Genomic DNA, 12,802 nt, shown 5'->3' on the forward strand with positions numbered 1-12,802 from the left:
CGCCGCCGGTAAAACCCAAGGTTGCGCGTAAGGGGCAGCTAAAGGTTGAGTCGACTCGACTCAGTTCTGTTGACGCAAGCGCGGCGATGCGGCATGGTTGAGTCCGTTCCACTCAAGTCAGCTGGAGGAATTGAAATGGCACGTGCGGTCGGCATCGACCTGGGCACCACTAACTCCGTCGTCAGCGTTCTGGAAGGCGGCGAGCCCACCGTCATCACCAACGCCGAGGGCGCCAGGACCACGCCGTCCGTCGTCGCCTTCGCCAAGAACGGCGAGGTCCTCGTCGGCGAGGTGGCCAAGCGCCAGGCGGTCACGAACGTGGACCGGACCATCCGCTCCGTCAAGCGCCACATGGGCACTGACTGGAAGATCAACCTGGATGGCAAGGACTTCAACCCGCAGCAGATGAGCGCCTTCATCCTGCAGAAGCTGAAGCGCGACGCCGAGGCCTACCTGGGTGAGAAGGTCACGGACGCGGTCATCACCGTCCCGGCCTACTTCAACGACTCCGAGCGTCAGGCGACGAAGGAGGCCGGCGAGATCGCGGGCCTGAACGTCCTGCGCATCGTCAACGAGCCGACGGCCGCCGCCCTGGCCTACGGTCTCGACAAGGACGACCAGACCATCCTCGTCTTCGACCTCGGTGGCGGCACCTTCGACGTGTCGCTCCTGGAGATCGGCGACGGTGTCGTCGAGGTCAAGGCCACCAACGGTGACAACCACCTCGGTGGTGACGACTGGGACCAGCGCGTCGTCGACTACCTGGTGAAGCAGTTCGCCAACGGCCACGGCGTCGACCTGTCCAAGGACAAGATGGCGCTCCAGCGTCTGCGCGAGGCCGCCGAGAAGGCGAAGATCGAGCTGTCCTCCTCCACGGAGACCTCGATCAACCTGCCGTACATCACGGCGTCCGCCGAGGGCCCGCTGCACCTTGACGAGAAGCTCACGCGCGCCCAGTTCCAGCAGCTGACCGCCGACCTGCTCGACCGCTGCAAGACCCCGTTCCACAACGTCATCAAGGACGCCGGCATCCAGCTGTCCGAGATCGACCACGTGGTCCTGGTCGGCGGCTCCACCCGCATGCCGGCCGTCGCCGAGCTCGTCAAGGAGCTGACCGGCGGTCAGGACGCCAACAAGGGCGTCAACCCGGACGAGGTCGTCGCCATCGGCGCCACCCTCCAGGCCGGTGTCCTCAAGGGTGAGGTCAAGGACGTCCTGCTCCTCGACGTGACCCCGCTGTCCCTCGGTATCGAGACCAAGGGCGGCATCATGACCAAGCTCATCGAGCGCAACACCACGATCCCGACCAAGCGGTCCGAGATCTTCACGACGGCCGAGGACAACCAGCCGTCCGTGCAGATCCAGGTCTACCAGGGCGAGCGCGAGATCGCGGCCTACAACAAGAAGCTCGGCATGTTCGAGCTGACCGGCCTGCCGCCGGCCCCGCGTGGCGTCCCGCAGATCGAGGTCTCCTTCGACATCGACGCGAACGGCATCATGCACGTGACCGCGAAGGACCTCGGCACGGGCAAGGAGCAGAAGATGACCGTCACCGGCGGCTCTTCGCTCGGCAAGGACGAGGTCGACCGCATGCGCCAGGAGGCGGAGCAGTACGCGGACGAGGACCTGCGCCGCAAGGAGGCCGCCGAGTCCCGCAACCAGGGCGAGCAGCTCGTCTACCAGACGGAGAAGTTCGTCAAGGACAACGAGGACAAGGTCCCGGCCGAGGTCAAGACCGAGGTCGAGTCGGCCGTCGCCGAGCTGAAGGAGAAGCTCAAGGGCGAGGACACCGGCGAGATCCGCACCGCGACCGAGAAGCTCGCCGCGGTGAGCCAGAAGCTCGGCCAGGCGATCTACGCCGACGCGCAGGCCGCCCAGGGCGCCGCCGGCGGCGCCGGTGACGCGGGCCAGGCCAAGGCCGACGACGACGTCGTCGACGCCGAGATCGTCGACGACGAGAAGCCGAAGGGTGGCGCTGCCTGATGTCGGAGGAGACCCCGGGCTTCGACGAGAAGCCCGAAGTCCCCGCCGACGCCGCTCAGGACGACGCCGAGCCGAAGGCCGCCGACTCCGCCGACACGGCGGAGGGGGCGGCCCCGGCCGGGGACAGCGCACAGGATGTGGCCCTGCTGGCGCAGCTGGACCAGGCCCGTACCGCGCTCGGAGAGCGCACCGCGGACCTCCAGCGGCTCCAGGCGGAGTACCAGAACTACCGCCGCCGGGTGGAGCGGGACCGGATCACCGTCAAGGAGATCGCGGTCGCGTCCCTCCTGACGGAGCTCCTGCCGACGCTCGACGACATCGGCCGGGCGCGGGAGCACGGCGAGCTGGTCGGCGGCTTCAAGTCGGTGGCCGAATCGCTGGAGACGGTCGCCGCCAAGATGGGCCTTCAGCAGTTCGGCAAGGAGGGCGAGCCCTTCGACCCGACGGTCCACGAGGCCCTGATGCACTCGTACGCGCCGGACGTCACCGAGACGACCTGCGTGGCGATCCTGCAGCCCGGGTACCGGATCGGCGAGCGTACGATCCGTCCCGCACGGGTCGCGGTGGCCGAGCCCCAGCCGGGCGCGGCCCCCAAGTCCGAGTCCGCGGAGGGCGACAAGCCGTCCGGCGAGGACGCGGATGCAGCCGACAAGGGCTGACGCAGGACACGTAGCGGCACGGGAGGAGGGACACCGGGGATGAGCACGAAGGACTTCGTCGAGAAGGACTACTACAAGGTCCTCGGTGTCCCGAAGGACGCCACCGAGGCCGAGATCAAGAAGGCGTACCGCAAGCTCGCGCGCGAGTTCCACCCGGACGCCAACAAGGGCGACGCCGCCGCCGAGGAGCGCTTCAAGGAGATCTCCGAGGCGAACGACATCCTCGGGGACGCCAAGAAGCGCAAGGAGTACGACGAGGCGCGCGCCCTGTTCGGCAACGGCGGCTTCCGCCCCGGGCCGGGCGGCGGAGGCGGATCGTTCAACTTCGACCTGGGCGACCTCTTCGGGGGCACCCAGCAGGGCGGTCAGGCCGGCGGCTTCGGCGGCGGCCTGGGCGACGTCTTCGGCGGCCTCTTCAACCGCGGCGCCGGCCCGGGTGCGGGCACCCGCACCCAGCCGCGCCGCGGCCAGGACATCGAGTCGGAGGTCACCCTCTCCTTCACGGAGGCGGTGGACGGGGCCACGGTCCCGCTCCGGATGTCCTCGCAGGCGCCCTGCAAGGCCTGCTCGGGCACCGGCGACAAGAACGGCACGCCCAGGGTGTGCCCGACCTGCGTCGGCACCGGCCAGGTCTCGCGCGGCAGCGGCGGCGGCTTCTCGCTGACCGACCCCTGCGCGGACTGCAAGGGCCGCGGCCTGATCGCGGAGAACCCCTGCGAGGTCTGCAAGGGCAGCGGCCGGGCCCGCAGCTCCCGCACCATGCAGGTCCGCATCCCTGCGGGCGTCTTTGACGGCCAGCGGATCCGGCTGCGCGGCAAGGGCGCCCCGGGCGAGCGCGGCGGTCCCGCCGGTGACCTCTACGTGGTGGTGCATGTCGGGACGCACCCGGTGTTCGGCCGCAAGGACGACAACCTGACGGTGACCGTCCCGGTGACGTTCGCGGAGGCTGCACTGGGCGCCGACATCAAGGTCCCGACCTTGAACGGACCGTCCGTGACGCTGAAACTTCCCCCGGGCACCCCGAACGGGCGTACGATGCGGGCCCGCGGCAAGGGTGCGGTCCGCAAGGACGGCACCCGCGGGGACCTGCTGGTTACCGTGGAAGTGGCGGTTCCGACCGAGCTGTCCGACAAGGCACGCGAGGCATTGGAGATGTACCGCGAGGCGACGGAGTCGCAGGACCCGCGCTCCGCGCTGTTCGAGTCCGCGAAGGGAGCATGACATGGACGGCCGCCGACGACAGTCATCCCGTCTGGGGAGCGGTGCCTACCCACTCACCGACGAGACCCCGGTCTACGTGATCTCGGTGGCCGCCCAGCTCTCGGGCCTGCACCCGCAGACCCTCCGCCAGTACGACCGCCTCGGCCTGGTCTCCCCGGACCGCACGGCCGGCCGCGGCCGGCGCTATTCGGCCCGGGACATCGAACTGCTCCGCACGGTGCAGACGCTGTCCCAGGACGAGGGCATCAACCTGGCCGGCATCAAGCGGATCATCGAACTGGAGAACCAGGTGGCCGCGCTCCAGCAGCGCGTCGCCGAGCTCTCCGCCGCGGTGGACGGCGCGGCGGCCACCCTGCGGGCCCGCGAGGCCCAGGTGCACGCCTCCTACCGCCGCGACCTGGTCCCGTACCAGCCGCCGCAGCCGGGCAGCGCCCTGGTCGTCTGGCGGCCGAGCCCCAAGCGCCCGATGGACTGACCGGCAGGGTCGTCCCTGCCCCGGATACACACCCTCCGGCCCCGCCCCTCCCAGGGCGGGGCCGGAGGGCTTTGTCCGTGGGCGTCCTGCCGGTCAGGCTGCAGCAGGGCCCGCGAGCCCGGCATGACCGCCAAGACACCCCCTAAAGGCCTTCCGGGCCGTGCCCCGGCTCCCGGCCGGCGGCGCGGTCCTCGCACTCCTGCGCGGCGGAGGGGCGGCCCAGGATCCCGGACTGGGCGATGAGGTAGCCGAGCTGGGCCCGGCTGCCGCTGCCGAGGGTGGTGGCGAGCTTGGCGATGTGGGCGCGGCAGGTGCGTACGTTCATCCCCAGGCGCCGGGCGATGGCCTCGTCCACGTGCCCCTCGATGAGGAGCTGGGCGATGGTGCGCTGCACGCCGGTGACGCCGCCGGGAGTGCTGCGGTACGTCACCTCCTCCGTCAGCGGCACGGCCCGGTGCCACAGCTGCTCGAACACCTTGATGAGGTAGTCGACGAGGCCGGGGTGGCGCAGTTCCAGCGCCACCCGGCGGTCGTCGCTGACCGGGATGAAGGCGACCGTGCGGTCGAAGATGATGAGGCGCTCTATCAGCTCTTCGAGGGTGCGGATCTCGACCTTGCCGGCGGAGATGCGGTCCACGTAGGCGAGGGTGCCCTGGCTGTGCCGTGCGGTGTGCTGGTAGAGGGTCCGTATGCTGACCCCGCGGTCGATCAGTGGCTGGTCGCGCTCCAGGGCCTGTGTGAGAGCCTCGGAGGGCCGCGCTCCGCCCGGCTGGACCGTCAGCACCTCGGTGTGACATTCGGCCGTCGCGAGGTTCAGCGCGGCGTTGATCCTTTCGAAACCCTCCAGCACCGTGATGGCATGGGTGTCGGCCGGACTCTGTGCGCTGATGGCCAGGAAAGGCTCGAAAGTGTCGGTGAGATCTACAGCGCTGCGTCGGCGGTCCTGGATCTCGCGTTCAATCGGATGGAGCCGTTGAGCCAAAGCCACGGACGGGGGAACCGGGCGGAGTTGGTTCGCGTCATCCGGGTCGGGCTGCAGAAGGGCGAGTTCCAGCAGGCAGGGGGCGTTCTGGATCTCTCCCCGGGCGATCCGGCCGGTGCTCAGGGCAGCCGCGTAGAGCCGGGTCCCCTCGGCGCACATGGACGTGACGGGGTGGGGATGTGTCGCCATTGTCGGTTTTTGCGTCAAATCTCCACCCCCCAGGGTCCTGAACATGCAAGAACATGATGCATCGTCCCTGTGGCATTGACGTGCCTGAATGAGCCATCGTCTGACACGCGGGGGAGAGGATTCCATCAAGTGAGGACGAAGCCGACCATGTACAAGAGAATGCTTCGCTCGGTGCTTGCCATAGGTTTCTCCGCCGTTGCGGTTTTTGGGGCAGTCAGCGCCGTCGAAAGTGACGCGGGGAGCGCTAGGGACGGTCAGGGTACGAGCCTGACGAGCACGGAGTTCGACACCGGCTGGACCACGGCGCCCGTGGGCAAGTACGCGGACACCGGCTGGACCGCCGCAGAGCTGGGCGGTAAGGACGACACGGGCTGGACCGAGGCTCCTGCGACGGTGTCCGCATGACCCCCGACGACCGCGGCTTCCGCCGCGAGATGGCGTCGGCGTACCGCTCGGGCTGGCAGTTCATCGACCTCGCCACCGCCATCCCCCACCCCGGCGACTCGTTGATGGTCACCCTGTTCGGCCAGCCGATCGTCATCGTGCGCGAGGAGGACGAGGACGTACGTGCCTACCGGTGCCTGCGCCGCCCGCGCGGCGCGCCGCAGCCCGTCCGCTGCGAGGTGCGCTACGGAATGGTCTTCGTCAATCTCGACCAGCGGGACCACCAGCTCTTCGAGCCCGACATCACCACCGCCACCCCCCGCAGTGCCTGACGCGATTCCCCCGTCGTTCCAGATCGCTCAGGCGCTACCCCCACACAACGGCGCCATCGTGGACCTGACCACGATGGCGCCGTTGTGATGCCTGCGTCCAGTGCGTGATCCGGACAAGATGAAGGATCAACGAGAGCCGGGGACCGGCGGGGGCCGGCGGCTCACGCGCGCCCCATCGCCCGGTCCAGGGTGATCTCCACGACCACGCGGTCGGGATTGGGCGACGGCGTCCGCCCGTACCGCTGCGCGTAGCGCGCCACCGCGTCGGCGACCGACGCCTCGTCCGTACGGATCACCGCACGGCCCTCCAGCGTGGCCCAGCGGCGCCCCTCCATCTGGCAGACCGCCACCCGCGCCCCGCCGTCCTGCGCGGCCTGCGCCGCCAGGACGTTGCGGACCTTCTTGCTGTGCTTGTTGCTGATCACCCGGGCCAGGCCGGCCTCCGGGTCGTACGTCACGCCCACCGGCACCACGTGCGGGGTCCCGTCGGGGCGCGGGGTGGTCAGCGTGCAGACGTGCCGCTCCCGCCAGAAGGCGAGGTACTCGGGCGTCGGGTTGAGTACGTCATGGGACATGGCCCGAAGGGTACGGGCAAGGCGTCCCCTCAACTGCCTTGAGTGGAATAGACTCAACTTTGCATACGCTGACTCTGTCAGACCCAGTTGTGCATCCCTCGGAGAGGAGACGAACGCAGTGGACGCCGAGCTGACCAACAAGAGCCGGGACGCGCTGAACGCGGCCACCAGCAGGGCCGTCAAGGAAGGCCACGCGGATCTGACCCCCGCGCACCTGCTGCTGGCCCTGCTCGCCGGCGAGGACAACGAGAACGTGATCGACCTGCTGATCGCGACGGACGCCGACCAGGCCGCCGTGCGCAGCGGCGCCGAACGCCTCCTCGCCGCACTGCCCAGCGTCACCGGTTCCACGGTGGCGCCCCCGCAGCCCACCCGCGAGCTGCTCGCCGTACTGGCCGAGGCCGACAGCGAGGCCGGCAAGCTCGGCGACGAGTACCTCTCCACCGAACACCTGCTCATCGCCGTCGCCGCCGAGGGCGGCGCGGCCGGTGAGGTCCTTTCCGCCCAGGGCGCGACGGCCAAGAAGCTGCTCGAAGCCTTCCAGAACGCACGAGGAGCACGGCGGGTGACCACCCCCGACCCCGAGGGCCAGTACAAGGCCCTGGAGAAGTTCGGCACCGACTTCACGGCCGCCGCCCGAGACGGCAAGCTCGACCCGGTCATCGGCCGCGACCACGAGATCCGGCGTGTCGTCCAGGTGCTCTCGCGCCGCACCAAGAACAACCCGGTGCTCATCGGCGAGCCCGGCGTCGGCAAGACGGCCGTCGTCGAGGGCCTGGCCCAGCGCATCGTCAAGGGCGACGTACCCGAGTCCCTGAAGAACAAGCGGCTCGTCTCCCTCGACCTCGGCGCCATGGTCGCCGGCGCCAAGTACCGCGGTGAGTTCGAGGAGCGGCTCAAGACCGTCCTCGCGGAGATCAAGTCCAGCGAGGGCCAGATCATCACCTTCATCGACGAGCTGCACACGGTCGTCGGCGCGGGCGCCGGCGGCGACTCCGCCATGGACGCCGGCAACATGCTCAAGCCCATGCTGGCCCGCGGCGAGCTCCGCATGGTCGGCGCGACCACCCTCGACGAGTACCGCGAGCGCATCGAGAAGGACCCGGCGCTGGAGCGGCGCTTCCAGCAGGTGCTGGTCGCCGAGCCGTCCGTCGAGGACACCATCGCGATCCTGCGCGGGCTCAAGGGCCGCTACGAGGCCCACCACAAGGTGGTCATCAACGACAGCGCGCTGGTCGCCGCCGCGACCCTCTCCGACCGGTACATCACCTCCCGCTTCCTGCCCGACAAGGCCATCGACCTCGTCGACGAGGCCGCGTCCCGGCTGCGCATGGAGATCGACTCCTCGCCCGTCGAGATCGACGAGCTCCAGCGCTCGGTGGACCGTCTGCGGATGGAGGAGCTGGCGCTGAACAACGAGTCCGACCCGGCCTCGCGCGAGCGCCTCGACAAGATCCGCAAGGACCTCGCCGACCGGGAGGAGGAGCTGCGCGGCCTGACCGCCCGCTGGGAGAAGGAGAAGCAGTCCCTCAACCGGGTCGGCGAGCTCAAGGAACGCCTGGACGACCTGCGCGGCCAGGCCGAGCGGGCCCAGCGCGACGGCGACTTCGACGCCGCCTCCAAGCTGCTCTACGGGGAGATCCCGGCCCTGGAGCGCGAGCTGGCCGAGGCCACCGAGGAGGAGGCCGAGGCCTCCAAGGCCGGCGCCTCGAAGAACACGATGGTCAAGGACGAGGTCGGCCCGGACGACATCGCCGACGTGGTGGGCGCCTGGACCGGCATCCCCGCGGGCCGCCTGCTGGAGGGCGAGACCCAGAAGCTGCTCCGCATGGAGGACGAGCTGGGCCGCCGCCTGATCGGCCAGACGGAGGCCGTGACCGCCGTCTCCGACGCCGTGCGCCGCACCCGTGCCGGCATCGCCGACCCGGACCGGCCGACCGGCTCCTTCCTCTTCCTCGGGCCGACGGGTGTGGGCAAGACGGAGCTGGCCAAGGCGCTCGCCGACTTCCTCTTCGACGACGAGCGGGCCATGGTCCGCATCGACATGTCGGAGTACTCCGAGAAGCACAGCGTGGCCCGGCTCGTCGGCGCCCCGCCCGGCTACGTCGGCTACGAGGAGGGCGGCCAGCTCACCGAGGCCGTCCGCCGCCGCCCGTACAGCGTGGTGCTCCTCGACGAGGTGGAGAAGGCCCACCCGGAGGTCTTCGACATCCTGCTCCAGGTCCTGGACGACGGCCGGCTCACGGACGGCCAGGGCCGCACCGTCGACTTCCGCAACACCATCCTGATCCTGACCTCGAACCTGGGCAGCCAGTTCCTGATGGACCCGGCCACCCCCGCCGACCGGAAGAAGCAGCAGGTCCTGGACGTGGTCCGGGCGAGCTTCAAGCCGGAGTTCCTCAACCGCCTGGACGACCTGGTGGTCTTCTCCGCGCTGAGCCGGGACGAGCTGGCGCACATCGCCGAACTCCAGATCCGCCGCCTCGCGGCGCGCCTGGCCGACCGGCGGCTCACCCTGGACGTCACCCCCGAGGCCCTGGCCTGGGTGGCGGACAAGGGCAACGACCCGGCGTACGGCGCCCGGCCGCTGCGCCGCCTGATCCAGACGGCGATCGGCGACCGCCTGGCGAAGGAGATCCTCTCCGGCGAGGTGCGCGACGGCGACACCGTACGGGTCGAAGTGGCCGGCGAGGACCTGCTGGTCGGCAAGGCACTCTGACCGCTCCGACCGCCGTGCACCCGCCGTGCACCCCGCGTACAGGAACGTGCGCGGGGTGCACTCCTGTCCGCCCGCAGCGGATCCGTGACCGTCGGGCTGGACATGGGGTGGGCGGGATGGGGGAGGATGCAAGTATCCGCACGAAGGGAAGTACACGGTGAGCATCGACCCGGCCTCGATTCCGAACTTCGGAGGGCAGCAGCCCGATCCGCAGGCCACAGGACCGGCGGGCCCCGTCGTCCCCGACCAGGATCTGGTCAAGCAGCTGCTGGAGCAGATGGAGCTCAAGTACGTCGTCGACGACGAGGGTGACCTCGCGGCGCCGTGGGAGGAGTTCCGTACGTACTTCATGTTCCGCGGCGAAGCGGAGCAGCAGGTCTTCTCGGTGCGGACCTTCTACGACCGTCCGCACAAGATCGACGAGAAGCCGCAGCTCCTCGAGTCGATCGACGACTGGAACCGTCGCACCCTGTGGCCGAAGGTCTACAGCCACACGCACGACGACGGCTCCGTCCGCCTGATCGGCGAGGCGCAGATGCTGATCGGCACCGGCGTCAACCTGGAGCACTTCGTGTCCTCCACGGTCAGCTGGGTCCGCGCGTCCATCGAGTTCGACAAGTGGCTCACGGAGCAGCTCGGACTGGAGAAGGACATCGACTCCGCCGACGGCGAGGACGAGGACGGCGGGGACAACTGATCCCGCGGTCCCGGTCTCACAGGGGCATCTTGGCGAACACCAGGAGGTAGACCCCGTAGCCGTACCCGAGCCCGGCCAGCCCCGCGGTCACCACGACCGCGGAGCGCGGCCGGGCTCGTGCCATGACGGTGGCCAGCGGCAGCAGCAGCGGGAACGCCGGCACCAGGAAGCGCGGCTTCGACTCGAAGTACCCCGCCCCGCCCACGGCGATCACCAGCAGCACCGCGGTGTAGACGAGGAGCGGCAGCGGCGGCCGGCCGGCCAGCAGCAGGACCGCCAGCAGGAGGGCGGTGCCGAGCAGCACCGCGGTGACGGCGGTGGCGAGCGCCACGGGCTCGCCGCTCAGCACCCGCCAGGTCATGGACAGCGCGTACCCGCCCCCGTCGAAGCGGGATCCCCACTGCCGCTGCACGGTGAAGTACCCGGCCGGGTCCCCCCTGTGCACGCCGACGGCCACCACGTACGCCAGCCAGCCCGCCGGGGCCAGCAGCCCGGCCGCCCACACCTCGGGCGCGCGGGATCTGCGGGATCCACCCGGTTCGCGGGATCTGCGGACGAGCAGCGCGTGCAGGGCCGTGACGGACACGGCCGCCGCCACGGCGATCCCGGTCGGCCGGGTCAGCCCCGCGACCAGCGCCAGCGACGCGGCGAGCAGCCAGCGCTCGCGCAGCAGCGCGTAGAGCGACCAGGCGGCGAGCGCGACCAGCAGCGGCTCGGTGTAGGCGAGGGTGAGCACCACCGCGTGCGGCACCGCCGCCCACAGCGCGACCAGCAGCAGCGCGACGCGCCGCCCGGCCACCAGCTCCCCGACCCGGTACACACCGACCGCGGCCACCGCGGCCGCGGTCCACGAGACCAGCAGCCCGCCCCACTCGCCGCCGCCGGCCAGGCGCACCAGCGCCGGGTAGAGCGGGAAGAAGGCGTGGTCGCTCTGCACCAGCCCGGTGACCGGCCAGATCTGGGTGCGGCCGTAGCCGTGCCGGGCGATGGCGAGGTACCAGACGGAGTCCCAGGAGTGCCCCAGCACCCGTACGGGGCTGCGCCCGGCCCACCATGCGGCGAGGGCCAGCACGGCGGCCCCGCCCACGCGGACGGCGGCGAACAGGCCGAGCGCGAGCGCGGCCGTGGGCACACCGGCGGCCCTGACGTCCCGCGGCCGCACGAAAACAGACGTACTGCCCGTCGCCGTCATCTACCCCGACTTCCTGCGCGCGTGCGTGAGGACGCCCATCCGGACCAGGAGGAGCCTCGGGCACCTTAAGCGTCCCCGCGTCCCACCGTGGGCGAATGGCCCGGAAGCCCGCGTGACATCGGGCACCCCCGGCCCGCGGCCCCGCCGGCCCCCGCCCCGGCCGCCCACGTCCATCTGGGTCGTGCTCAGCGAGCCAGCCGACCGAGGCGCTCAACCGCCTCTTCCAATACAACCGTCCTCTTGCAGAACGCCCAGCGGACCTGCGTGGCGCCGGCGGACTTGTCGTCGTAGAAGACGGAGTTGGGGATGGCGACGACCCCGCAGCGCTCGGGCAGGGCGCGGCAGAAGGCGAGGCCGTCCTTCTCGCCGAGGGGGGTGATGTCGGTGGTGATGAAGTAGGTGCCCTGCGGGCGGAAGACCTGGAAGCCGGCCGACGCGAGGCCGTCGGCGAGGATGTCGCGCTTGGCGGCGAGGTCGGCGCGGAAGGCGTCGTAGTAGGCGTCCGGCAGCTGCAGGGCCTCCGCGACGGCGTACTGGAAGGGGCCCGAGGAGACGTAGGTGAGGAACTGCTTCGCCGAGCGGACCGCGGAGACGAGCGCCGGCTGGGCGGTGACCCAGCCGACCTTCCATCCGGTGAACGAGAACGTCTTGCCCGCGCTGCCGATGGTGACCGTCCGCTCGCGCATGCCGGGGAAGCCCGCCAGGGGGAGGTGGGAGCCCTCGAAGACCAGGTGCTCGTACACCTCGTCCGTGACGACCAGCAGATCGCGCTCGACGGCCAGCGCGGCGATCGCCGTGAGCTCGTCCGCGGTCAGGACGGTGCCCGTCGGGTTGTGCGGGGTGTTCAGCAGGAGCAGCCGGGTGCGCGGGGTGACGGCGGCGCGCAGCTCGTCCAGGTCGAGGACGAAGCCGCCGTCGTGGGGGCGCAGGGTGACGGGGACGCGGGTGGCGCCGGCCATCGCGATGCACGCCGCGTAGGAGTCGTAGTACGGCTCCAGGGCGATGACCTCGTCACCCGGCTCCAGGAGCGCGAGGAGGGAGGCGGCGATGGCCTCCGTGGCGCCCGCGGTGACGAGGACCTCGGTGTCGGGGTCGTGGCCGAGGCCGTAGAAGCGCTGCTGGTGCGCGGCGATCGCGGTGCGCAGCTCCGGGACGCCGGGCCCGGGAGGGTACTGGTTGCCGAGGCCCGTGAGGACCGCGCGGGAGGCGGCCTCGGCGATCTGCGCCGGGCCGTCGGTGTCGGGGAAGCCCTGGCCGAGGTTGATCGACCCGGTGCGGGCGGCCAGTGCCGACATCTCGGCGAAGATCGTGGTTGTGAAGGCCGCCAGCCGACGGTTCAGGAAGGGGCGGTCGCTGCTCACGGGTGCGCTCATGGGCGCCATCCTGCGGGCAAC

At 70.7% G+C, this 12,802-nt stretch carries 12 protein-coding genes; 8 read left to right on the forward strand and 4 right to left on the reverse strand.

Features of this window, described 5'->3' with window-relative positions; translation table 11 throughout:
- Nucleotides 1-135: 135 nt before the first annotated feature.
- From dnaK to AAT21_RS17445, 4 genes are read left to right on the forward strand one after another with little or no spacing between them, the layout of a single operon-like run.
- Nucleotides 136-1,983 (forward strand): molecular chaperone DnaK, encoded by a 1,848-nt coding sequence (gene dnaK, locus AAT21_RS17430; RefSeq protein ID WP_046777779.1) that lies wholly within the window; start codon nucleotides 136-138, stop codon nucleotides 1,981-1,983.
- Nucleotides 1,983-2,642 (forward strand): nucleotide exchange factor GrpE, encoded by a 660-nt coding sequence (grpE, locus tag AAT21_RS17435; protein WP_030647929.1) that lies wholly within the window; start codon nucleotides 1,983-1,985, stop codon nucleotides 2,640-2,642. Before dnaK ends, grpE begins: the two co-directional genes overlap by 1 nt.
- Nucleotides 2,643-2,681: 39 nt before the next feature.
- On the forward strand, nucleotides 2,682-3,863 hold the full coding sequence (dnaJ, locus tag AAT21_RS17440; RefSeq protein WP_046777780.1) for a molecular chaperone DnaJ: 1,182 nt from the start codon (nucleotides 2,682-2,684) through the stop codon (nucleotides 3,861-3,863).
- A 1-nt stretch (nucleotide 3,864) separates the two neighbouring features.
- Nucleotides 3,865-4,338, forward strand: a complete 474-nt coding sequence (locus AAT21_RS17445) for a heat shock protein transcriptional repressor HspR (RefSeq protein WP_046777781.1) — start codon at nucleotides 3,865-3,867, stop codon at nucleotides 4,336-4,338.
- A 142-nt stretch (nucleotides 4,339-4,480) separates the two neighbouring features.
- Here the strand turns inward: AAT21_RS17445 and AAT21_RS17450 are convergent, their stop codons facing one another.
- Nucleotides 4,481-5,554, reverse strand: a complete 1,074-nt coding sequence (locus AAT21_RS17450) for a hypothetical protein (RefSeq protein ID WP_046777782.1) — start codon at nucleotides 5,552-5,554, stop codon at nucleotides 4,481-4,483.
- Nucleotides 5,555-5,638: 84 nt separating this feature from the next.
- Between AAT21_RS17450 and AAT21_RS17455 the strand changes: the two genes are divergently transcribed.
- Both AAT21_RS17455 and AAT21_RS17460 read left to right on the forward strand, forming a co-directional pair.
- Entirely contained in the window at nucleotides 5,639-5,914 is a 276-nt protein-coding gene (locus AAT21_RS17455; protein ID WP_030026719.1) for a hypothetical protein, read from the forward strand.
- A complete protein-coding gene (locus tag AAT21_RS17460; RefSeq protein WP_030026718.1) occupies nucleotides 5,911-6,225 on the forward strand; it encodes a Rieske (2Fe-2S) protein in 315 nt (104 codons plus the stop codon). Before AAT21_RS17455 ends, AAT21_RS17460 begins: the two co-directional genes overlap by 4 nt.
- A 161-nt stretch (nucleotides 6,226-6,386) precedes the next feature.
- Here AAT21_RS17460 and AAT21_RS17465 read toward each other — a convergent pair whose 3' ends face one another.
- Nucleotides 6,387-6,800, reverse strand: a complete 414-nt coding sequence (locus AAT21_RS17465; protein WP_046777783.1) for a pyridoxamine 5'-phosphate oxidase family protein — start codon at nucleotides 6,798-6,800, stop codon at nucleotides 6,387-6,389.
- A gap of 118 nt (nucleotides 6,801-6,918) precedes the next feature.
- On the opposite strand from AAT21_RS17465, the gene clpB reads away from it, so the two are divergent.
- Entirely contained in the window at nucleotides 6,919-9,519 is a 2,601-nt protein-coding gene (gene clpB / locus AAT21_RS17470) for an ATP-dependent chaperone ClpB (RefSeq protein WP_046777784.1), read from the forward strand.
- Between the two features lie 157 nt (nucleotides 9,520-9,676).
- The gene (locus tag AAT21_RS17475) at nucleotides 9,677-10,216 is read left to right on the forward strand and encodes a YbjN domain-containing protein (RefSeq protein WP_030647953.1); all 540 of its coding nucleotides are present in this window, start codon (nucleotides 9,677-9,679) and stop codon (nucleotides 10,214-10,216) included.
- A 16-nt stretch (nucleotides 10,217-10,232) separates the two neighbouring features.
- Here AAT21_RS17475 and AAT21_RS17480 read toward each other — a convergent pair whose 3' ends face one another.
- Together AAT21_RS17480 and AAT21_RS17485 are read right to left on the reverse strand one after the other, a co-directional pair.
- A complete protein-coding gene (locus tag AAT21_RS17480; protein WP_046777785.1) occupies nucleotides 10,233-11,408 on the reverse strand; it encodes a glycosyltransferase family 39 protein in 1,176 nt (391 codons plus the stop codon).
- Between the two features lie 185 nt (nucleotides 11,409-11,593).
- Nucleotides 11,594-12,790: a pyridoxal phosphate-dependent aminotransferase gene (locus AAT21_RS17485; protein WP_412180323.1), complete on the reverse strand. Its 1,197-nt coding sequence runs from the start codon at nucleotides 12,788-12,790 to the stop codon at nucleotides 11,594-11,596.
- Nucleotides 12,791-12,802 lie beyond the last annotated feature (12 nt).

This window comes from Streptomyces yangpuensis (assembly GCF_001005295.1).
In the GTDB taxonomy this organism is placed as follows: domain Bacteria; phylum Actinomycetota; class Actinomycetes; order Streptomycetales; family Streptomycetaceae; genus Streptomyces; species Streptomyces yangpuensis.

Coding starts and splice junctions, on each gene's coding strand:
- dnaK (WP_046777779.1), top strand. CDS start 136: ATGGCACGTGCGGTCGGCATCGACCTGGGCACCACTAACTCCGTCGTC.
- grpE (WP_030647929.1), top strand. CDS start 1,983: ATGTCGGAGGAGACCCCGGGCTTCGACGAGAAGCCCGAAGTCCCCGCC.
- dnaJ (WP_046777780.1), top strand. CDS start 2,682: ATGAGCACGAAGGACTTCGTCGAGAAGGACTACTACAAGGTCCTCGGT.
- AAT21_RS17445 (WP_046777781.1), top strand. CDS start 3,865: ATGGACGGCCGCCGACGACAGTCATCCCGTCTGGGGAGCGGTGCCTAC.
- AAT21_RS17450 (WP_046777782.1), bottom strand. CDS start 5,554: ATGTTCAGGACCCTGGGGGGTGGAGATTTGACGCAAAAACCGACAATG.
- AAT21_RS17460 (WP_030026718.1), top strand. CDS start 5,911: ATGACCCCCGACGACCGCGGCTTCCGCCGCGAGATGGCGTCGGCGTAC.
- AAT21_RS17465 (WP_046777783.1), bottom strand. CDS start 6,800: ATGTCCCATGACGTACTCAACCCGACGCCCGAGTACCTCGCCTTCTGG.
- AAT21_RS17480 (WP_046777785.1), bottom strand. CDS start 11,408: ATGACGGCGACGGGCAGTACGTCTGTTTTCGTGCGGCCGCGGGACGTC.
- AAT21_RS17485 (WP_412180323.1), bottom strand. CDS start 12,790: ATGGCGCCCATGAGCGCACCCGTGAGCAGCGACCGCCCCTTCCTGAAC.